Annotated in this window: 15 protein-coding genes and 1 tRNA gene; 3 read left to right on the top strand and 13 right to left on the bottom strand. The window is 56.8% G+C overall.

Annotated elements, in window-relative coordinates:
* Positions 1 to 48: 48 nt before the first annotated feature.
* The 5 genes from F1C16_RS02580 to F1C16_RS02560 all read right to left on the bottom strand — a co-directional run bounded on the left by F1C16_RS02580 (position 49) and on the right by F1C16_RS02560 (position 5,813).
* Entirely contained in the window at positions 49 to 528 is a 480-nt protein-coding gene (locus tag F1C16_RS02580) for a sterol desaturase family protein (protein ID WP_185282817.1), read from the bottom strand.
* A gap of 232 nt (positions 529 to 760) precedes the next feature.
* Positions 761 to 1,573 carry an enoyl-CoA hydratase/isomerase family protein gene (locus F1C16_RS02575; protein WP_185282816.1) on the bottom strand — a complete coding sequence of 271 codons (813 nt, stop codon included), beginning with the start codon at positions 1,571 to 1,573 and terminating at the stop codon, positions 761 to 763.
* Positions 1,574 to 1,744: 171 nt separating this feature from the next.
* Positions 1,745 to 3,982: a ComEC/Rec2 family competence protein gene (locus F1C16_RS02570; RefSeq protein WP_185282815.1), complete on the bottom strand. Its 2,238-nt coding sequence runs from the start codon at positions 3,980 to 3,982 to the stop codon at positions 1,745 to 1,747.
* Positions 3,983 to 4,157: 175 nt separating this feature from the next.
* Positions 4,158 to 4,589 carry a GNAT family N-acetyltransferase gene (locus F1C16_RS02565; protein WP_185282814.1) on the bottom strand — a complete coding sequence of 144 codons (432 nt, stop codon included), beginning with the start codon at positions 4,587 to 4,589 and terminating at the stop codon, positions 4,158 to 4,160.
* A gap of 105 nt (positions 4,590 to 4,694) precedes the next feature.
* A complete protein-coding gene (locus F1C16_RS02560; RefSeq protein WP_185282813.1) occupies positions 4,695 to 5,813 on the bottom strand; it encodes a PhoH family protein in 1,119 nt (372 codons plus the stop codon).
* 127 nt (positions 5,814 to 5,940) lie between these two features.
* On the opposite strand from F1C16_RS02560, the gene F1C16_RS02555 reads away from it, so the two are divergent.
* The 3 genes from F1C16_RS02555 to F1C16_RS02545 all read left to right on the top strand — a co-directional run bounded on the left by F1C16_RS02555 (position 5,941) and on the right by F1C16_RS02545 (position 7,558).
* Positions 5,941 to 6,735: an S-adenosyl-l-methionine hydroxide adenosyltransferase family protein gene (locus F1C16_RS02555; protein WP_185282812.1), complete on the top strand. Its 795-nt coding sequence runs from the start codon at positions 5,941 to 5,943 to the stop codon at positions 6,733 to 6,735.
* 177 nt (positions 6,736 to 6,912) lie between these two features.
* The gene (locus F1C16_RS02550) at positions 6,913 to 7,449 is read left to right on the top strand and encodes an iron-sulfur cluster co-chaperone HscB C-terminal domain-containing protein (RefSeq protein ID WP_185282811.1); all 537 of its coding nucleotides are present in this window, start codon (positions 6,913 to 6,915) and stop codon (positions 7,447 to 7,449) included.
* 27 nt (positions 7,450 to 7,476) lie between these two features.
* A tRNA-Leu gene (locus F1C16_RS02545) sits at positions 7,477 to 7,558 on the top strand.
* A gap of 137 nt (positions 7,559 to 7,695) precedes the next feature.
* On the opposite strand, the gene F1C16_RS02540 is transcribed toward F1C16_RS02545, so the two are convergent.
* The 8 genes from F1C16_RS02540 to F1C16_RS02510 form a co-directional block, all read right to left on the bottom strand.
* A complete protein-coding gene (locus F1C16_RS02540; protein ID WP_185282810.1) occupies positions 7,696 to 8,118 on the bottom strand; it encodes a BLUF domain-containing protein in 423 nt (140 codons plus the stop codon).
* Positions 8,119 to 8,183: 65 nt separating this feature from the next.
* A complete protein-coding gene (locus F1C16_RS02535) occupies positions 8,184 to 8,588 on the bottom strand; it encodes a hypothetical protein (RefSeq protein WP_185282809.1) in 405 nt (134 codons plus the stop codon).
* A 497-nt stretch (positions 8,589 to 9,085) separates the two neighbouring features.
* Positions 9,086 to 9,976 carry a DUF6929 family protein gene (locus tag F1C16_RS02530; RefSeq protein ID WP_185282808.1) on the bottom strand — a complete coding sequence of 297 codons (891 nt, stop codon included), beginning with the start codon at positions 9,974 to 9,976 and terminating at the stop codon, positions 9,086 to 9,088.
* 224 nt (positions 9,977 to 10,200) lie between these two features.
* Complete coding sequence (locus F1C16_RS02525) at positions 10,201 to 12,231, bottom strand: RICIN domain-containing protein (protein ID WP_185282807.1); 2,031 nt, start codon at positions 12,229 to 12,231, stop codon at positions 10,201 to 10,203.
* Positions 12,232 to 12,423: 192 nt separating this feature from the next.
* Positions 12,424 to 12,558, bottom strand: a complete 135-nt coding sequence (locus F1C16_RS22905; RefSeq protein ID WP_258049005.1) for a hypothetical protein — start codon at positions 12,556 to 12,558, stop codon at positions 12,424 to 12,426.
* 519 nt (positions 12,559 to 13,077) lie between these two features.
* Positions 13,078 to 13,719, bottom strand: coding sequence for a response regulator transcription factor (locus tag F1C16_RS02520; RefSeq protein ID WP_185282806.1), 642 nt, complete (start codon positions 13,717 to 13,719; stop codon positions 13,078 to 13,080).
* Positions 13,720 to 13,950: 231 nt separating this feature from the next.
* Positions 13,951 to 15,303 (bottom strand): amidohydrolase family protein, encoded by a 1,353-nt coding sequence (locus F1C16_RS02515; RefSeq protein WP_185282805.1) that lies wholly within the window; start codon positions 15,301 to 15,303, stop codon positions 13,951 to 13,953.
* A 167-nt stretch (positions 15,304 to 15,470) separates the two neighbouring features.
* Positions 15,471 to 18,527 (bottom strand): amidohydrolase family protein, encoded by a 3,057-nt coding sequence (locus tag F1C16_RS02510; RefSeq protein WP_258049004.1) that lies wholly within the window; start codon positions 18,525 to 18,527, stop codon positions 15,471 to 15,473.
* Between the last annotated feature and the right edge of the window lie 192 nt (positions 18,528 to 18,719).

Genomic DNA, 18,719 nt, shown 5'->3' with positions numbered 1-18,719 from the left:
CTTTACAACGCATTAACCTTGCACATCAGCAAAGGTTTTAATTAATAATTATTCATTATTAATTGTCTTTTTCCGCCGGCGCGCCATCTCCAAATATTTAGGCGATACCCACAGTAAACCAAATTCCACGGAGCCGTCGCGGCCAGTGGTTTTGTGGTGCATTTTGTGAGCCATATTCAAGGCCCGCAGGTAGGTGTTTTGTGATTTGCGCCAGAACCGCAAGCGGCCATGAATCAGTACATCGTGAACGAAAAAATAGACAGTACCGTAGGCGGCAATGCCTACCCCTACCCAAAACCACCAACGCTGGCCATTGTCGCCGGTGATGATGAGCGCAGCCGACAGGCCACCGTACAGCAGAAAGAATAGATCGTTGTGTTCGAAGGGGCGCGGACTAGGCCGCACGTGGTGCGAGCGGTGCAAAAACCACAGAGGACCGTGTTGCACGAATTTGTGCATGAACCACGCCCAAAATTCCATTCCCAGAAAAGTAGCCGTCGTTACGGCCACGGCTGCCAGCGTTGTCATGAGGTGGTAACTTGCTTTTGGGTTAATTGTTTCGACCCTGATTTTTAAGAAAAAGCGAAACTCCTTTTTCACTCCCTACCTCTGTGCGAAACCTATATAAGTCCAAAGACAGTCTCGCACGGAGTTAGAAGAGTGAAAAAAGTTAAAATAACAGGGTAGCGGAGGAATGAATACTGGGCTCAGTATGGCAGTGTAAAACTAGAAATTAAAAATTCACACACCGAAAGCCTCCTTAATTCTCCCAGTTTATTTTCTCCCGATTTAAAAAAGCAGCAATGCCCCGGCGGCAATCCAGAGAGCTGCGGGCTTCGGCATTGAGCTGCGCCACGTAGCGCAGGCTGTCTTCCAGGGGCATTTCGGGGAGTCGGGCCAGCATTTCTTTGGTTACTTCCATGCTTTGCGCCGAGTTTTCGACGCACAGGCGACGGGCAAACTGCTGCACCTGCTCGTCTAGTTCCACTGCTGAGGTCAGGAAGTTGACCAACCCAAACTCCTGCGCCCGCGGGGCGGAAATCACGTCGCCTGTCAGCAGCAGTTGCTTGGCGCGGCTCTCGCCTACCTTGCGCAGTAGAAAGACGCTCACAATGGCTGGCAGAAAACCTATTTTCACCTCGGTGTAACCAAGCTTGGCTTCGGGCACAGCAAAGGCAAAGTCGCAGACGGTCACCAAGCCACAGCCACCGGCCAGCGCGTGGCCCTGCACCTGCGCAATGACTACTTTGTTGAGGGTATAGATCTGGTGGAACAGCTGCATGAGGTGGGTGCTGTCGGCCAGATTATCCGTGTAGCCGAAGCCTTGCAACTCCTGAATATAGGCTAGGTCGGCGCCGGCGCAGAACACGTTGCCTGCGGCCCGCAGCACAATCACTTTGCAGTTTTCGTCTTCCTCGGCGGTATCAAAAGCCAGCTTTAGCTCGGTTACCATTTCGGCGCTGAGGGCGTTGCGCTTTTCGGGACGGTTTAGGGTGATATAGCCAATGGCATCGTGGCACTCATACTGAATATAGCGCAGGGCTTCCAGCTCCTCGGTAAGCATATTGTCCATGGTCGGCGGGGCTAAACAGTGAGCGAGCGGCCGACGACCTGGTACATAACAGGTTCGACTGCTCCGTGATACGCAGGGCAGTAAAACCAAACGTAACAAAAAGGAGGCAACAGTGAAACTATATAGCGCAAGTCAGATAGCCTGGGTTGCGCTGCTGCTTGCCCCTACCCTTCAGCGAAGCCGAACCGTGTAGGCCCCCTGGGCGGTGACATCGTGTACCTGAAAACTGGCGGCCCGCAGCACCGAGTCTTGCCGCGCCACGTACCACGACCGGCACGACGAATCGAACACCACCTGCGCCTGTCGGCCAAACACGGCAGCCAGCACCTCGGGCGATACGCGGGCGTTGCGCCGCAGCACAACCACGTTTACCGGCTGCGGCTGGGTAGCGCTGCTCAACTTGCCCGACACAAAGGCCAAGCGCACGCCCCGCCACACACTGAGCACCAGATTTTTATCGGCCTTTACAGCCGGCACCGGTGCCCCACGCCAGCCGGGGTGATAGGCCACCCGCCGGGCTTCGCGCTGAATAATGCCAGGCACGATGCGGTAGGTACGCTCGGTTTCGGTGAGGGGTAGGGAATCGGGAGTGACGATGGTGGCCGCGGCGCCCTGCCAGAAGCCCACCGCCGAGCGGCGTGGGATGCTGTAGATAATCAGGCGCTCATCGGGGGCGAGTTGGTGGGCTGCCCACACGCAGTTGCCAGCGAATACGCCCAGTAAGGCGCAGGCAAGGCCCATCCACGCCAGCCGCCGCGCCGCGAAAAAGATGAGTAGGGCTAGAATCACCGCGAAAATCAGCCACGCCTGTGGGGCCGTGATATGGATGCCCCCAATGAGGGCGCCGGGCAAAGTGCGGCCAATCCAGAAGATATACTCATTGAAGAACCAGATCATCCACTCAAACAATGCTGCCACAGCGCGTGGTGCCCAGTCCAGCACCGGCGCGGCGGTGGGTAGGCCTAACGCCAGCAAGCTAGTCAGCCCCTTCACTACCAGCAGCACAATGCCCACATACACCGCGCCCGAAGAGACGGGCACCGCAATCAGATTGGACAGCAGAAAGCTGAGCGGGAATTGATGGAAATAAAACAACCCCAGCGGAAACGTAGCCACTTGCGCCGCCAATGATAGAGCCGTAGCCTGCCAAGTGGCGTTAAGCAGCCAGCCAGCACCCCGCCACGCGTGTTGCTGCCACTGCGGCTGCCAGGGCCGCAGGTGGCTTAGGGACCAGTCGCGCAAATCGAACCAACCGGCAATGCGCGGCTGCAAGTACACGATGCTGAGCACGGCCAGAAACGACAGCTGAAACCCCACGTCTACCAGCAGGTAGGGATTGTAGCAGAGCAGCACAAACGCTGCCAGCGCCAGCGTGTTGTACATGCTGCTCTGCCGGTCCAAGGCCCGCGCCAGAATGATGAAAGAGAACATGACAGCCGCCCGCAGCACCGACGCCGACAGGCCCGTGAGGAAGGCGTAGCTCCAGATAACGGCCAGGCCCAACAGCGCCGTCACCAGCCGAAAAAGCGGCCCGCGCCTGCCCGGCACCAGCGTCAGAAGCCACGACACGGCTCCAAACAACAGCCCTACCTGCAAGCCTGACACGGCCATGATGTGCGTGGTGCCCGTGTTGGCGTAGGCTTGCTGCGTTTGCTGATCTACGTCGTCTTTGATGCCCAGCACTAGCGCCGCCGCCAGGGCGTATTCGCGCTTGCGATGCACGTATTGCTTGAATACACCCTCGATGACGCGAGCGGCGCGCAGGCTCACGGCCACCAGTACATTGGGTGGTGCCATGCCCGTTTTCAGGTATTGATCGGGGTGCACAAACTGCTGATGATACACCTGATGGTAGGCAAGGTAGCGGCGGTAGTCGAACTCGCCGGGGTTGAGCGGGGCCTTGCTGGGTGCGGGTGCCCCGCGCACCAGCCACACGTCGCCGTAGCGCGGCAGGTCCACGTCCCTACCCTGCTCCGTGCGCGGAACCGACACCCGGATACCACCCGTAGCGGGCCGCCACTGCCCCGCCACCCGCACCGCCTGCACGCGCACGGTAGTAGCATAGGTAGCGGGCCGCACCACAGCAGGCTCATCCACCACAGCCCGATAAAACTCAATGTGGTTGCCGAAGCGGTATAGGTGGTCGGTGCGGCGCGACTCGGTGGCGTGCTGCGTGAGTGTGAGTCCGGCCACGTACAGCACAACCAACACCAACAAACCTGCTGCATCGGTAGGGCCAGGGGTAGGCTGGCGAGCTGCCCAAAGTTGAAACAAGATATAGCTGAAAATCAGCGCCAATAACATCCATTGCAACTCTGGCAGTACAGCGCCTACATACAAGTACGTGAGAATACCAGCCGCCAACGCCAGCGTTAGGCGTACAAAGGCAACAGGAGCCCAATGCAACATATAACACTCAGGATAAGAGGAATAGAAAATCGATTACATAAGCCGACAGGACTCTAGCTGATTGTATAAAAAATATGCCATTCAAAAGCAGCGAGGAACCAAAGACAGCAGCAACGGCTGCGGCCTCAGATTCCTCGCTGCTTTTTGCACAAAATGCTCGGAAGGATACGCGGGGTTATTTCCGCAATTCCATCTTGTAGTGCTCGATATCGCACTCCGAGAACTGCTCACCTACCTTCTCAAACCCGTGCCGCTCGTAGAAGCGCACGGCCGGCAGCTGGGAGTGTAGGTAGACGGTGGCGTCGGGATGGGCTGCCTGCACATCGTGCAACACAGTGCGGAGCAAGGCCGCACCAGCTTCCTGGTTGCGGTAGCTGGCCAGCACGGCAAACCGCTCCAGCTTCACGCCTTTGTCAGTGGGGCGCCAGCGGGCGGCGCCGCAGGGCGTACCGTCGGCCGATGTGACCAGGTAGTGGGTAGCGTCGGAACGGTCGTGTTCGTCGTATTCGGCGTCGGGCGGCACACCCTGGCCTTGTACAAACACGATTTCGCGGATATGGAGAGCAGCGGCTATTTCTTCGGCAGTGTTGATTTGCTGAGCGGTCATAGAGGGGATGAGAAGGTGAAACGACAAGCAACAAATAAACGGGTTCTTATAAAGAAAAAGCGGCCAGAACTATATCCGGCCGCTTTTTCTCTACAAAAACATTCTTTACAACTGCTGCTCGTGGTTCACGGGTAGGTCTTGCATACCGTCGTCCTCGGGGCGGGCGTCGGGGTGACGGGCCGGGTCGGCGGTTTCCCGCGTGAAACGCGGGGCGCCGTTGCGAGGCGTGTACTCGCGGGGTGGGCGGTTGGCCTGCTCGCGCTGCTGCTGCACGTCGAATTTGTCGTAGGCCTGCACGATTTCCTTCACCAGCTTGTGGCGCACCACATCGTCGGCACTCATCTCTACGAAACCGATGCCTTGCACCCCCTTCAGAATATCCAAAGCCTGCATCAGCCCCGATTTCTGCTTGGTGGGTAGGTCAATCTGGCTTCGGTCGCCGTTCACCATCACCTTCGCCGATGGTCCCATGCGGGTCAGGAACATCTTCAACTGCGAGGGCGTAGTGTTCTGAGCCTCATCCAGCAGTACGAAAGCGTTGTTGAGCGTGCGGCCACGCATGTAGGCCAGCGGTGCAATTTCGATGATCTTGTTTTCTTGGTAGAACTTCAGCTTTTCAGGCGCAATCATGTCCTCTAGGGCATCGTAGATCGGGCGCAGGTAGGGGTCAACCTTTTCCTTCATATCGCCGGGTAGGAAGCCCAGGCTTTCGCCAGCTTCCACCACGGGGCGCGAAATGATGATCTTCTTGACCTCCTTATTCTTGAGCGCCCGCACCGCCAGCGCCACCGATACATAAGTTTTGCCCGTACCAGCCGGCCCCAGCGCAAAGGTCAGGTCGTGCTTCATCACCGTGTCCACCAGCTTCTGCTGATTGGGCGTTTTGGCTTTGATCACGCCGCCTTTGGCCCCAAACACAATCACGTCGGCAATGGGCGCCGTGGCCATAATGCGCTCCTGCTGCTCGTCGTCTACGGCCCCAATATATTCACTCACCGTTCGGTCTGTAATCTGGCCGTATTGGTGGTAGTGCTCAATGAGTCCCGATAGGATTTCATTAATGCGGGTAATGACGGGCGTTTGGCCCTGAATCTTAATTTCATTGCCGCGGGAAATAATTTTACTACCTGGAAAGGCAGCCGCGAGTTGACGAATATTCTGGTTGTCGGCCCCCAGGAAATCAATCAGGGACACGTTTTCGAGCGTGATGACTTTCTCGACCAAATCAGGAATTTTTAGAGGGATGGGAATACATGAAAAGAAGTATCGGCTATCGGTTTCCACCGAAAAGGCCTACTTTTGCCGCCCCCGCAGGGGGTAAGCAATAGTACGAATAACTCAGGATTTCGGCATGGGGTTGATTACGTTTCTGTCTGACTTCGGCTACCGCGACCATTACGTGGCGGCCGTGAAGGCGCGGATGCTGCAACTTGCCCCCGCGCAGGCGGTGCTCGACATTAGCCACGCCATTGAACCCTTTAACATCGCGCACGCCGTTCACGTTCTCCAAGCGGTATTTCGTGACTTCCCACTGGGCACGGTTCACCTTATTGGCGTCAACGATTTGGGTAGTGCACAGCCCGCCTGGCACGCTGCCAGCTATGAGGGGCACTATTTTGTAGTGGCCGACAACGGTATTTTGTCACTGCTCACGGAGGGCCGCCCCGAGGAAGTAGTGCGTCTGCAAGCCGCTCAGCCTACCCCCTCCCCCACTCGCGACATCCTGACGCCGGCGGCCGTGCATCTGGCCCAGGGCGGCCAACTCACCGACCTTGGTCTGGAAACCGCTACGTTCCGCTCTTTGGTAAACCGGCAGCTGCGTTTGCAGGACCACCGCATTACGGGGCATGTGGTCCACATCGACCACTATGGCAACCTCATCACCGACATCACGCGCACGGCCGTGGATGCTGTGGGGCACGGCCGGGCCGGCACCATCCACTTTGCCCGCGAGACGGTGCGAGAGCTACACCTGCACTACCAAGCCGCCCCGCCCGGCGACGTAGCATGCATTTTTAACAGCCAGGATCAGCTGTGCATCGGCATCAACCAAGGCAATGCCGCCGAATTGCTAGGCCTCCATTTTGACTCACAAATAGAGGTTCATTTTCCCACAGAAGTTTCTGTTCCAGAGCTAAAAGCCTAACTACTGGCTTTAAATCAACTTATTATCCTTGTTTTTATATTATGTTAAACAGAAATGTAGTGTCATATCGTACTGTTTTTGTTTAATGAGACCTATTGTTTCCTACCTCTCCGAAACCCGTAACGAGTAGGCTTGTTGCTTACTCTCACCCGGCACCGGCTGCTCGTATTTTTCCTTATGACCACAGACTACTTCGAGTTTTATCATCTTCCCGAAAGCTTCCGTCCCAACGAGGCTGATATTAAGCGTCAGTACTACGCGCTCAGCCGCGAGTATCACCCCGATTTTCACGCCACAGCCCCGCCCGAACGTCAACAGGAGATCCTGCGCCTGGCTACTCTCAATACCAACGCCTACCGTACCCTCTCCGACCCTGATGCACGCATGGCGTACATTTTAGGCCGCTATGGCCTGCTAGAAGAGGGAAAACAAGAGCTTCCACCAGATTTTTTGATGGAAGTGATGGAGCTAAATGAACAGCTGATGGAGCTGGAATTTGACCCGGACCAAGCAGTAGTAGCGCGCGTAGAAAATGAGGTTAACGAATTGAGCGACACCTTAGAAGCTGGTATCGAACCTGTACTAGTTGGGTACGAACAGCTACCCACCGATACCCGCCCGCAAGCCCTACAGCAAATCCGCACATATTATTTGAAACGGCGCTACCTGTTGCGTATTCGAGAAAGTCTTGCTAAGTTTGCCACCCGTTCGTGAGTTACCGACCCGAACGGTTGTTCAGAAGCCCAGATGGCGGAATCGGTAGACGCGTTGGTCTCAAACACCAATACCGCAAGGTGTGCCGGTTCGACCCCGGCTCTGGGTACTAGGAGAAAAAGCCGGGGCGCAGCAGTTTCACTGCTGCGCCCCGGCTTTTTCTATTATTAAGAACTCCCTACTTCCACTTCTATCAGCCGAGAGTAACTGCAACTGAATTAGCGTACAGTGCAGAAAAACTCCGTGCTATTTTCGTGGGTTCAAGATGAAGGATTTCATCATTTCCAGTAGGAGCGAATCGGCGGCGTTTAGTCCGGGCGCTTTCAAGTTTAGTGCGTCTGGCTCTACGTAGCCTTGCAACTGGGCAAATTCCTCTGGCGACACAGTATTGAAAGCCATCGTCCATTGGCTGAAATTACGCTGCATAATCTCCTTGTCAGCGAGCTTTACCACGTTTTGGTGCCGTGGGTCATTGATCAGCTTTGCATATAGCAGCACCAAGTCATTCTCGGCACCTTCAATGATTTGCATAAACTGATTGTCGCCGTAGATCAGGGCGCCGGTGATATCTTTTGCTTCGTTAGCGGCGCGGGCCTGTAGCAGCAATTCCCGCAGCTGTTCCTCACTCATGGGCTCTACGCCCCGGCTCATATAAATTATCTGGTGCATGCAGATGCTGTGTTGGTGTACGTCGAAAGATAAAGCCCTTTCCCGATACCAAGTAGCTTGCTGCTTTATGAGCGTCTCGCTAAATACGTTTGCGCCTCTTGTAGACTACTGAATGTGGGTGGTGTTTGTGTAACGGGCGCCATCTCCTCCAGAAGTAACTGCACTGCTGCGTCTTCTCCCGATAGGTAGACCGTAGAGAGCTGATTAGGGCGCATTACGTTGCTCGGGTACCATTGCTCCTGCATCCAGCGTTGTTCGTCTAGCGTTAGCGCCTTCATATTGCGCGCGTCGCACAGGATACGCTGCCAGCCCCGATCTACCAGAAAGCCTCCCAGATACTCCAGCAAATTCCGCAAATCGTTTGAACGACGTGGTCGCGCATGATAACGCACCAAAGCATATCCATCGGAATGCGCGGCAATAATACCAGCTGTGTTTTCAAAAACGATGGGCAGAGCAACAATAGACATAGATAAGTACAAAAATCTGGTGTAGCTCGTCAATGCAAATACATCGCCATTTCTTTGTATTATACCAATATCATTCCATTAACAGGGTATGTATTAATAGAATATAGGCAGGATATATTATTTAACTTATTTGTGTAGAGGATATTATCGATACTGAACTATTTTCCCAACAAAAGACAAGTTATCTACCATTTCCCTAAAGAAAATGAACTACTATGTTTTGTTAAAAGCCTTCTGAGAGAAGCTAATGTAGCTGTACCAAGTTCGCTTCGGTGGTGCATAATGTATAGTTACAACAAACAAAAAAGTCCTGCTGCCAATGGCGGCAGGACTTTAGACATCCTGGGAGCTTAGTCAGATTTTGTATAGTAGATTCGCAATTGCAGCGGATGGCTGTTATTGCGGAATGTACTGCCCTTGTTGCAGCCCCGTGCGTGCCGATTGCGCAGTGATATAGGAAGAAGGTACGGACGGTACTGGTGAAGAGGACGCTGGTTTCAGGCGCGTAGCGTGGCTATCAGGGCAGTAGAACCGCCGGCATCATCGTCGGTTACCAGGAGTAGCTCGTAGTGTCCGTGCGCAATACGCCGTCGCACCGCTACGCCTTCTACTTTGCGTAGGTAGGGCTGCCCGTTGGGCTGCACCAGCGGCACCCACGTAGGGCTTTTGCCGGGTTCGGCCATGCCTACCAGGCTTCCCAGCACGGCGCCATCGGCTACGGGGTCGAGCGTGTCTTCCACCGAAGCCGTCACGAATAAGCGGCCGTCGTACCAGGTAGCGCCGGACAGCCCCGCCGTGTGCTCACCTACCATAGGTAGCGCCAATACCTGCTGGCGGATGGTAGGCGGCTGCGCAGTGCGGAGGCGGATGAAATCCAGCGTCGGCTCCAACGGCAGCCGGAATACCAAATTCTGCGCCCCTACCCCAATGCCTCGCTGAAACAACCACAACTCCGTGGCAGTGGCCGCCGCAGCTTCCACGTTTAGGCTGATGCCCGCCGGCAGTTGTGCCCGCAGCAGCTTATACAATGGCCCCAGCGCCAACGGGTACACCGTAGCCGAACCATGCAACAACGGCACCCAGAAGCCTATTTCGCGGGTAGGCGCACTGCCCGATCCAAACGTGAGCAAGCCGGTTTCACCGCTGGGCAGGGTTAAGGCAGTCAGGCATTCCAGGTCGGGCTTTTTGGCTTTGGGAATGCGGCCAGTACTGAAATGCGCCGTTTCGAATAGGGTGGTAGGACGGCCAGCTTCCAACGACGCAGCATCCAGCATATACAGGAAAGGACTATCGTCGCCTACTATATATATACTGTCCCCTATCAACTCTACCCCTGACGCTGAGGGCAGATCCGGCAATACAAGTTCGCGGAGGATGATGGCTTGCATAAAGTCGCTAGGGGAAAATCGGTATGAGGCGGGACACGAAATATGGTGTCCTTCATTGCCGATGTCGTTCAACGGTCACTAATTCAATCGTTCAACGAGGAGAGACAAGTTATTGTGTCTCTACATCGTATTCCATATACCGCTCAAAGAATCATCTCGGCATATTCTAATAAGCGGAGTCGAAACCTGCTTTCCATCGCCACTCCCCTACCCCATCGCCAACACTAATCCTTGGTAATGGTGAACTCTACACGACGGTTGAGGCGACGGGTTTCTTCGCGGGCGTTGCTGGCGCGAGGCTTGGCGCCGCCGTAGCCCACAGTGGCAATGCGGTTGGCAGCCACGCCTCGGCTCACGAGGTAGCGCCTCACCTCCTGCACCCGCTCCAGGGAGAGCTGCACGTTCAGCTGGGGATTACCCACGTTGTCGGTGTGGCCTTCTAGCTGAATGCTGACGGCGGGGTTATCGACCAAAGTGCGGGCCAGGCGGTTCAGTTCTTCGTAGGAAGCGGGCAGCAGGTCGTATTTGCCTTGGGAGAAAATCAGGGTAGGCAGCTCCAGCTTGGAGCCCACAGCGGCGGGCACCAGCAGCAGGTCGCGGCGCATGGAGCCGGCCACGGTTATGGTATCAGAAGCTGTGAGGAAACCAGTGCTGGTAGCCGTGAGGCGGTATTGGCCGGGCGGCAGCGAAAACTGGTAAAAGCCCGTGCCCGCGTCGGTGCGGCCGGTGGCGTTGAAGATAATGTCGGAGCCCAGGCGCACGGCCTTCACTTCAGCTGGCACGGCCTGACTGGTTTTGGTATTCAATACCTTACCAGTGAGCATGATGCGGGCCGCCACAGGTTTGGCCGTGGTATCGGGTGCGGGTGGCTCCTGGGTTACCCCGGTGATGGTACGGAATAAGTCGGCGGGAGCATCGGGCTTAGGTGCCGAGGCAAAGAAGGCGTGCTTACCGTCGCCAGATACCGATAGATAGGCATCGAACCCTACCCCGTTGATTGAGCCGCCCAGGTTGCGCGGCACGCTCCACGAGTTCCAGCTTAGCGTATCCAGGCGCGTGCTGGCGAAAATATCGGCTCCGCCAAAGCCGGCGTGGCCATAGGAGGAGAAATACAGTGTTTTGCCGTCGGGCGACATCCAGGGCGCGAAGTCGAAGCCCGGCGAGTTGATGACGCTACCCAGGGTTTGTGGCTCGCTCCAGGTGCCATCGGACAGGGAGTAGCTCACGTACAGGTCGTTGCTACCCTGCGTGTCGCTGCGCTCAATGGAGAGCAGCAGCACTTTTTCGTCGGGTGTCATAAAGAACGTATTTGACGGACTCACGGAGTAGTAGTTGCGAATGGGCAGCGGTTCAGGCAGCGCATTCCTACCCTTGGCGCCCGGCACGACCCTTGACACGCCTTCGTCGCGGAAGGAGTCGCGGTTATAGGTGCCGCGCAGCAGCAGGGCTTTGCCATCCTCCAGCACCGACATCACGCCGTTGTTCTGGGCCGTGTTCAGCCCTTCAACGCGCGACGCGGGGCCCCAGGTTTCGCCGTTGTCGGCGGAAGTACTCACCCAAATATCGCCCGACTCGGTGTTTCCTTCCGTGTTGCCAGCATATTTGGTGCGGGCCAGGTAAAGGCGCTTGCCATCAGGGGTAGGGACGGGTTGCAGCTCGTTGGCGGGTGTATTGAGAGCCGGCAGGGGCCGCACGGGGCCGAAACCGGGCGCCGTTACGTCAATATTGAGTCGCAGCTTGAACAAGCGCCACTGCTGAGTAGCGCGGTTTTGGGGCGCCTGCCCTACCACCGGCGTCGCGTTGAAACGGTCGGCGCCGGCTAAAGCAGCGCATTTGTCGTTGCCGCGGTTGATGAGCTGCAAGGTGCCTACCGGCCCGGTAGGCACCAGGGCCCACTGCTGGTAGAAGCTTCCCGTCCAAGGACGCTGCACAATGGGCGCATTTTCGTCGGGGCGCTCCAGGGTTAGGCACATCGTGCTGTTGCGCGACTCGATGCGGTAGTATTGGCTGCCGGCCATCACGGGCACAAAGCGCCACTGCTGGCTCCGGGCCTGGTTGAACTCCCACTGCACGGCGGCAGCCCCGGCTTCGGCGGAGGAGTTGGCAATATCGAGGCTGCGGCCGCTACTACGGGCTATAATACCATACCAGGCGCCTTCTTCGGGCATGATGCCCGCCGTTTGCGCCCATCCAGATTGACCAACCCCTATCACCAACAACAGCAGCCACAGGCCGCGAACTAGCATTGAATTCATGTGTGCACAACAGATGAAATGGCCTGCAAGTTAGCCCAAATCTGCAGCCGGGCGCTGTCAACAATTCATTCTGTGGATAAGGAAGATAATAACTACTCTTGCTTAAATGCCGAAACGCCGCCCGTTGCCTACTGGCAACGGGCGGCGTTTCGGCTTTGCTAGTAACTCGCGCGCAGGCAGCGAGCAGCAGCGTTACTTGGCGTTGTTGATGTACTTGAACCGCACAAACCGGTCGTTTTCGTAAATGGCTGCGAAGTGGCCGCCAGCGGTATTCTGAACCTCTTTTTTGGGTTCAATTGCCCGGCTGGGTGTAGCAGGAGTGGGCACTGCAGGGTAAGAACCAGGAGCCAGTGTTGGAACATGGCAAATAAAGGAGAGGATTTTTGATGCCATAGAGGTGTTTGTTAAATGAGGCTGTATAAAAGAAAGGGTCTGATGTCGTCCGCAGTAATGATTCAAATATAATTATCTTCTTATTTAGTAGAATGATAAAAAGAGCTATTTTTTCTTGGCTAAATTAAAAATACCTAGTATCCCGTAGGCCTTCCTCCGTACTGGCACGGAGGAAAATCAGTACATAGTAACTTTGGCACGAACTATAACAAGCCGTGTACCTATTTCCCTTTGTTCTAATTGGATAGATCTTACAAGCTTTTTAGAGCTTATAGCTCAAGCGTAAGAAAATTTCTGGCAGCCCACTACGAGTTTATATTTCCTTCGTTGCAGTCTCCCAGAAAAAGACTAGCCCCACCTGCTAGTGTTGTACCTTCTACTATTTAATAAGTACAAATACTGACCCCTACCAGCCCTATTGCGCTGTAGTGCCCTATCATGCCCATAGATTAATCAAGGAATCAGCTTGTGCCGCAGGGCATACTGAATCAAACCTACCACCGATTTGGAGTTCGTCTTGACCAAGATGTTCTTCCGGTGCGTTTCCACCGTTCGCTCGCTGATGAAGAGTGTTTCGGCAATCAGGTTGTTGGAGTATTCGCGGGCAATCAGGCGCAGAATCTCGTGCTCCCGCGCCGTTAGGTTTACGGGAGTAGTGCCTACCGTGGCGGAGTGTTGCAGGATCGTGTTGCCTATCTCCTGGCTGAAAAAGGTACGGCCCGCCGCAATAGTGCGAATGGCCGTGCTCAGTTCTTCGCGGGTCGTGTTCTTCAGTAAATATCCCATGCCGCCGGCATCCAGCACTTCGCGTATCTGGGCGTAGTCGTCGTCCATGCTCAACACCAGCACGCGTATCTGGGGGTAGTGTGTGCGGAGCGCCTGTGTCAGTTCCACGCCCGACATCTGGGGCATGTTCATGTCTATCACAGCTACCTGTACCTCCGGATGCGTGGGAAGTTGAGCTAACGCCTCTGGCCCGCTGTTCGCCTGCCCCACAACGCAGATATCAGCCTCTGGGTGCAACAGCGTTTTGACGCCTTCCAGCACCAGCGGATGATCATCTACCAGATATACGGAAATACGCTGTTCACTCATTCCAGTCTAACACAATGCCGTGCTACGGCCTGATTTTACTATACTCTGGTTTCTACGAGAGCAGTGCTATCAAAGGTAATGCGAAATTATATATAGAAATATGATGCTTCTATCGCGTCACCGCAAGCACCAGTTATACAACGCAGCAGGTACCGCCAAACCGCTTTCTATAACTGAAAAAAGCCGCTTCCTCAGGTGAAGAAGCGGCTTTTTTCAGTTAGTAGCGAGTGGCTATTTCACTCCGTACTTGGTCACGAACTTGTTGCTCAGGTACGTCTGCTTGTTGTCGCGGTTGAACTCGCGGCCGTCGATGTAGGCGTGGGTCAGGTCGTTGGTTCGCATATCGAGCAGGTCGCCGCGGCTTACTACTAGGGTAGCACTTTTGCCGGCTTCCAGGGAGCCGTAGTCCTTGTCGAGGCCCAGGATTTGGGCGGGGCTCAGGGTCACGGCCGTGAGGGCCTGCTCTTTGGTGAGACCGAAACCAGCGGCCGTACCGGCTACGAAGGCCAGGTTGCGCGAGCCGGCGGTTTCCATGCTGCCCTCGTAGTCGAGGCAGTAGCGGATGCCGGCTTTTTGCAGGGTAGCGGGCAGTTTGTAGGCTTGGTCGTAGTCGTCGCCGTCGCGCAGGGGTAGGGCGTGGATGCGGGAGAGTACCACGGCCACGTCGTTCTGCTTCAGGAAGTCGAGCATCATCCAGGCGTCGCGGGCGCCTACCACCGTTACCTTCTGCACGCCCAGGCGCTTGGCAAAGCGCACGGCTTCCAGAATTTCCTTGCCGTTATCGGCGTGGATGTAGAGCGTTTTAGAGCCGTCGAACAGCCCACCCAGCGAGGCCAGCCGCAGGTTGGTGGCGTGGACAGTAGACAAATACCGGTAAGCCGATGCCTCAGCAAACAGCTGCTCCAACTCGTTGAGGCGCTGCTGACGGGCCTGCTCCCGGCGCTCAGCGGCGCGCGGGTCAGCCGTTGCCCCTCCAAAAAAGCGGGGTGGCGCCGAGGTAGGCCATACCAGGTGCTGCCCCTCGTCAGGGCGCACGGCGGCGTCTTCCCAGTTCCAGGCATCCAGTTGCACCACGCTGCTTTGGCCGGAGAGCAGGCCGCCGCGGGGCGTAATCTGGGCCAGCAGCACGCCGTTGGTGCGCACGGTGGGTAGGACGTCGGAGTCGGTGTTGTAAGCAATCAGGGACCGGACGTTGGGGTTCAGTTCGCCTACCTCCCGCTCGTCCACGGTAGCCCGCACCGATTCGGTTTCCGTCAGGCCTAGCGTGGTATTGGGTAGAATGAGGCCGGGGTAGATTTCCTGGCCTTTCACATCCACCATTTCGGCGCCAGCCGCGGGCGTATAGCCGCTACGGGCACCGGCGTAGAGGATGCGGCCCTTATCGAAGGCTACCACCGCGTCGGGCACTACCGTGCCGTTGCCTACGTGCAGCGTGCCGCCCGTGAGTACAATGGGCTTGCTCTGGGCAGGAGCCGGCATGGGCACCTGGGCCTGGGCGGCAACCGTTACAAACAAGCTGAGGGCGGTTAGCTGGTGACTTTTCGTTTTTTTCAGCCGGGAGAGAAATGTGGTATATCGTTTCATGATGGTTGTCGTGCTTGTGTGGACCCCACCCCCCGTCCCCCTCCCCTCCGGGAGAGGGGGAGCCTTTACCGAAGCTATTAGCTGATGGTTGTTAGCTTCATTCAATAGCAAACCCGTTAGGCTCCCCCTCTCCCGGAGGGGAGGGGGCCGGGGGGTGGGGTGTTCGTTTACTGATCCTCTTCCTTCTCCTCGCCCAGCGTGTCGCAGGTGTAGTGGCTGTTGGTGCGGGCAGCTACTTCCTGCGCCGGGGCACCAGACTTGCGGGCGCTCACCATTTTCTGGATAATGCGCAGACGCTCCTTTTGCATCTGGTCGCGCAGTTGCTGGTCTTCTTCCAGGCTGAACATCTGGCGGCCGTCTACGAAAGTGCGCTCGGCTTTGGCGTATACACTCAGCGGGTGTTCATTCCAGAGCACTACGTCGGCGTCTTTGCCTTCCTTGATGCTACCCATGTGCGAATCGAGGTGCAGCATCTTGGCCGGGTTGATGGTGATAAGGCGCATAGCTTGGTCCTCGCTCAGCCCGCCGTATTTCACGGTTTTGGCGGCTTCCTGGTTGAGGCGGCGGCTCATTTCGGCGTCGTCGGAGTTGATGGCCACGTTCACGCCTACCTTGGTCATGATGGCGGCGTTATAAGGAATAGCGTCGCGCACCTCGTTTTTGTAGGCCCACCAGTCGGAGAAAGTGCCGGCGTTGATGCCGCGGGCCTTCATCTTATCGGCTACCTTGTAGCCTTCCAGAATGTGAGTGAAGGTGTTGATTTTGAAACCCATGCGGTCGGCCACGTTCATCATCATGTTGATTTCCGACTGCACGTAGCTGTGGCAGGTGATGTGGCGGTCGTCGCGCAGGATTTCTACCAATGCCTCCAGCTCCAGGTCGCGGCGCGGCGGCTCGGTCTTCGCTTGTTTGCCCTTCGACAGCTTATTATAGGTGGCCCATTCCTTTTCGTATTCCTTGGCGCGGGTGAAGGCATCCACAAACACCTGCTCCACGCCCATGCGCGACTGCGGGAAGCGTAGCACATTCCGCTCGCCGGCGTTGCTCTGCTTCACGTTCTCGCCCAACGCAAACTTGATGAAGCCCGGCGCATCGCTGATTTTCAAGTCGTTGGCATCCATACCCCAACGCATCTTGATGATGGCTGACTGCCCGCCAATGGGGTTGGCCGAGCCGTGCAGGAGTTGCGAAGCCACCACGCCACCGGCCAGGTCGCGGTAGAGGCCCACGTCCTCGGGGTCGATGACGTCGCCTACCCGCACTTCGCTGGTCACGGCCTGGGTGCCCTCGTTCACGCCCTGCGAAATGGCAATGTGCGAGTGTTCGTCGATGATGCCGGGGGTAAGGTGCTTGCCGGTTCCATCTACGGTGCGGGCGCCGCTGGGCGCGCTCAGGTTCTTGCCTACCTTGGCAATCTTGCCGTTTTGCAACAGCACATCGGTGTTTTCGAGCTTGCCGGCGGCTTCACTGGTCCACACGGTAGCATTCTTAATCAGCACGGTTTCCTGCTTCGGAACCTCTGTGCGACCGTAGGAGGCAAACGGGAACGTCAGCTGGCCGATTTCCATGGGTCGGGGCGTGCGGGCAGAGTCGCGGCGGGCAGCTTGGGTGGCGCCTTCCTGGCGGTGGGCGGTCCATTTTACCATGCTGGCGTCAGGCAACTCCGCATCCCCGCGAAATGTGTTACCCTCGGCGGTATAGTAGCCGCTCAAGCGCATGGAGCCGGCGTTTTTGCCTTTGGCGGCAGCGTAGACAATAGTTGCCAAGTCGCCGGTTACCGTCATGGTGCCCTTTACCGTATCGGCCGCGGCACGCACCACTTTCAGTTGGGGCGCTTCGGGCTTGCCGCTTACCAACATCTTCACCTCAGGCTGCTGCCCTACCTGCAACGTATACACGCCGCGGTAGTCGTTGGGCACCTCCATGAGTTGGTACCGCTCGCCCTGCACCCAGTTGTCGAGCATCACGTTGTCGTCGGCGAAGAGGCGGTTGGAGCATACTAAGAAGTTGGCTACCATACCCGGTTTCAGGCTGCCTACCTGGTCTTGGGCTTTTAGCAAGGCGGCGGGGGTAGCCGTGAGGGCCTGGAGCGCCTGTTCCTCGGTGAGGCCGTACTGCATGGCCTTTTTGAGGTTGGGCATGAACTTCTTCTTATCCTTTAGGTCGCTGGCTGACAGGGCGAAGGTCACGCCGGCTTTGGCGAGCATGGCCGCGTTGGCGGGCGCCATTTCCCAGTGCTTGAGGTCTTCCAGGGGCACGCGGGTGGCGTCGTACACGTCGTCTACCTTGTAGGCGTCGGGGTAGTTGAGGGTGAGGATGAGTGAAGCCTTGGTGGCCTTTACTTCGGGTAGGCGCTGGTACTCGTCGCCGGCTCCTTTAATAATGTATTGTACCCCGAACTCGTCGCCTACCCGGTCGGCGCGCAGGGTGTTCAGCTTGTTGCTGGCCTCAAAAATGGCGGGCAGGTTGCGCTGGCCGTTGAAGGCTTGCAGCGACAGGTTTTCCTCGCGGCGCGGATTGCGCTGGTTCCAGTTGGCATCGAGGTAGGTTTGACGCAGCAGCGCAATGCTACCCATTAGGGACCCAGGGTAGTCCTGGGTGGAACTGCCTTTGTCGAAGGAGAAACCGGTGGCGGCGCGGTCCACGAGAATCACTTCGTTTTCGCGGCGGTCGGTGTTCAGCGTCACCAAAGAGCCGGTACCGCGAGCGATGCCGTCGGGCTGCAAAGTCATCACCGCCCCAAAACCTAGCTTACGGTAGGCGTCGGCCTGGTCGGCGTTGACTTTGAACATCTCGGCGGCGTTGGTTTCAGGCCGGATGGCCTGGTTCCAATCATAGGCGCCCTCCTTCTGGCTCTCAAACTGCGGCCCCGCTTCGCGCCTACCCCGGCGCTCGGGCATTTTCACATCGGGCACGCCGTAGCTGGTGAACATGTCTACGAAGCCGGGATAGATGTACTTGCCCTTCAGGTCTTTCACTACCGCGCCCTGCGGAATGGCTACTTTATTACCCACGGCCACTACTCTACCATCGCGGATGACGAGCGTGGCATCGTCGAGTTTGGTTTTATAATCGGTGTAGATGGTGGCGTGGGTGAAGGCGTAGAGGCCGGAACGTTGGTCGTAAACGCCGTTGCGCGGGTACGTGAGGGGTTGCTGCGCCCAAGCGGGCAGGCCACTGGCGAGCAGGCCCAGCAAACCCAGCATGCGTAATTTTTGGTGCATAGAGTGAATGAAAGAGTGTGGTTTGGAGGAAAAAGAGACTGGTGGGGGTAGGCGCAGAACAGAGCAGTTGTAAGCTACCCAAAGAAACCGGCTCGTCCTATGGGGTTGCGTCAAAAGTAGGAATTCCGGGACTTCGGCTGTCGAATAGGAACCCTACCTCAGCTTTTGCGGTACATTATTCATCGTTCCACC

The organism is Hymenobacter sp. NBH84, assembly GCF_014217645.1.
Lineage (GTDB): Bacteria > Bacteroidota > Bacteroidia > Cytophagales > Hymenobacteraceae > Hymenobacter > Hymenobacter profundi.
Note: the sequence above shows the minus strand (reverse complement) of the source record. Positions and strands in the feature narration are given on the sequence as shown.

What these genes read in the sequence shown, in the direction of transcription:
- F1C16_RS02580 (WP_185282817.1), bottom strand. Translation starts at nt 528, where the DNA reads ATGACAACGCTGGCAGCCGTGGCCGTAACGACGGCTACTTTTCTGGGA.
- F1C16_RS02575 (WP_185282816.1), bottom strand. Translation starts at nt 1,573, where the DNA reads ATGGACAATATGCTTACCGAGGAGCTGGAAGCCCTGCGCTATATTCAG.
- F1C16_RS02570 (WP_185282815.1), bottom strand. Translation starts at nt 3,982, where the DNA reads ATGTTGCATTGGGCTCCTGTTGCCTTTGTACGCCTAACGCTGGCGTTG.
- F1C16_RS02565 (WP_185282814.1), bottom strand. Translation starts at nt 4,589, where the DNA reads ATGACCGCTCAGCAAATCAACACTGCCGAAGAAATAGCCGCTGCTCTC.
- F1C16_RS02555 (WP_185282812.1), top strand. Translation starts at nt 5,941, where the DNA reads ATGGGGTTGATTACGTTTCTGTCTGACTTCGGCTACCGCGACCATTAC.
- F1C16_RS02550 (WP_185282811.1), top strand. Translation starts at nt 6,913, where the DNA reads ATGACCACAGACTACTTCGAGTTTTATCATCTTCCCGAAAGCTTCCGT.
- F1C16_RS02540 (WP_185282810.1), bottom strand. Translation starts at nt 8,118, where the DNA reads ATGCACCAGATAATTTATATGAGCCGGGGCGTAGAGCCCATGAGTGAG.
- F1C16_RS02535 (WP_185282809.1), bottom strand. Translation starts at nt 8,588, where the DNA reads ATGTCTATTGTTGCTCTGCCCATCGTTTTTGAAAACACAGCTGGTATT.
- F1C16_RS02530 (WP_185282808.1), bottom strand. Translation starts at nt 9,976, where the DNA reads ATGCAAGCCATCATCCTCCGCGAACTTGTATTGCCGGATCTGCCCTCA.
- F1C16_RS02525 (WP_185282807.1), bottom strand. Translation starts at nt 12,231, where the DNA reads ATGAATTCAATGCTAGTTCGCGGCCTGTGGCTGCTGTTGTTGGTGATA.
- F1C16_RS02520 (WP_185282806.1), bottom strand. Translation starts at nt 13,719, where the DNA reads ATGAGTGAACAGCGTATTTCCGTATATCTGGTAGATGATCATCCGCTG.
- F1C16_RS02515 (WP_185282805.1), bottom strand. Translation starts at nt 15,303, where the DNA reads ATGAAACGATATACCACATTTCTCTCCCGGCTGAAAAAAACGAAAAGT.
- F1C16_RS02510 (WP_258049004.1), bottom strand. Translation starts at nt 18,527, where the DNA reads ATGCACCAAAAATTACGCATGCTGGGTTTGCTGGGCCTGCTCGCCAGT.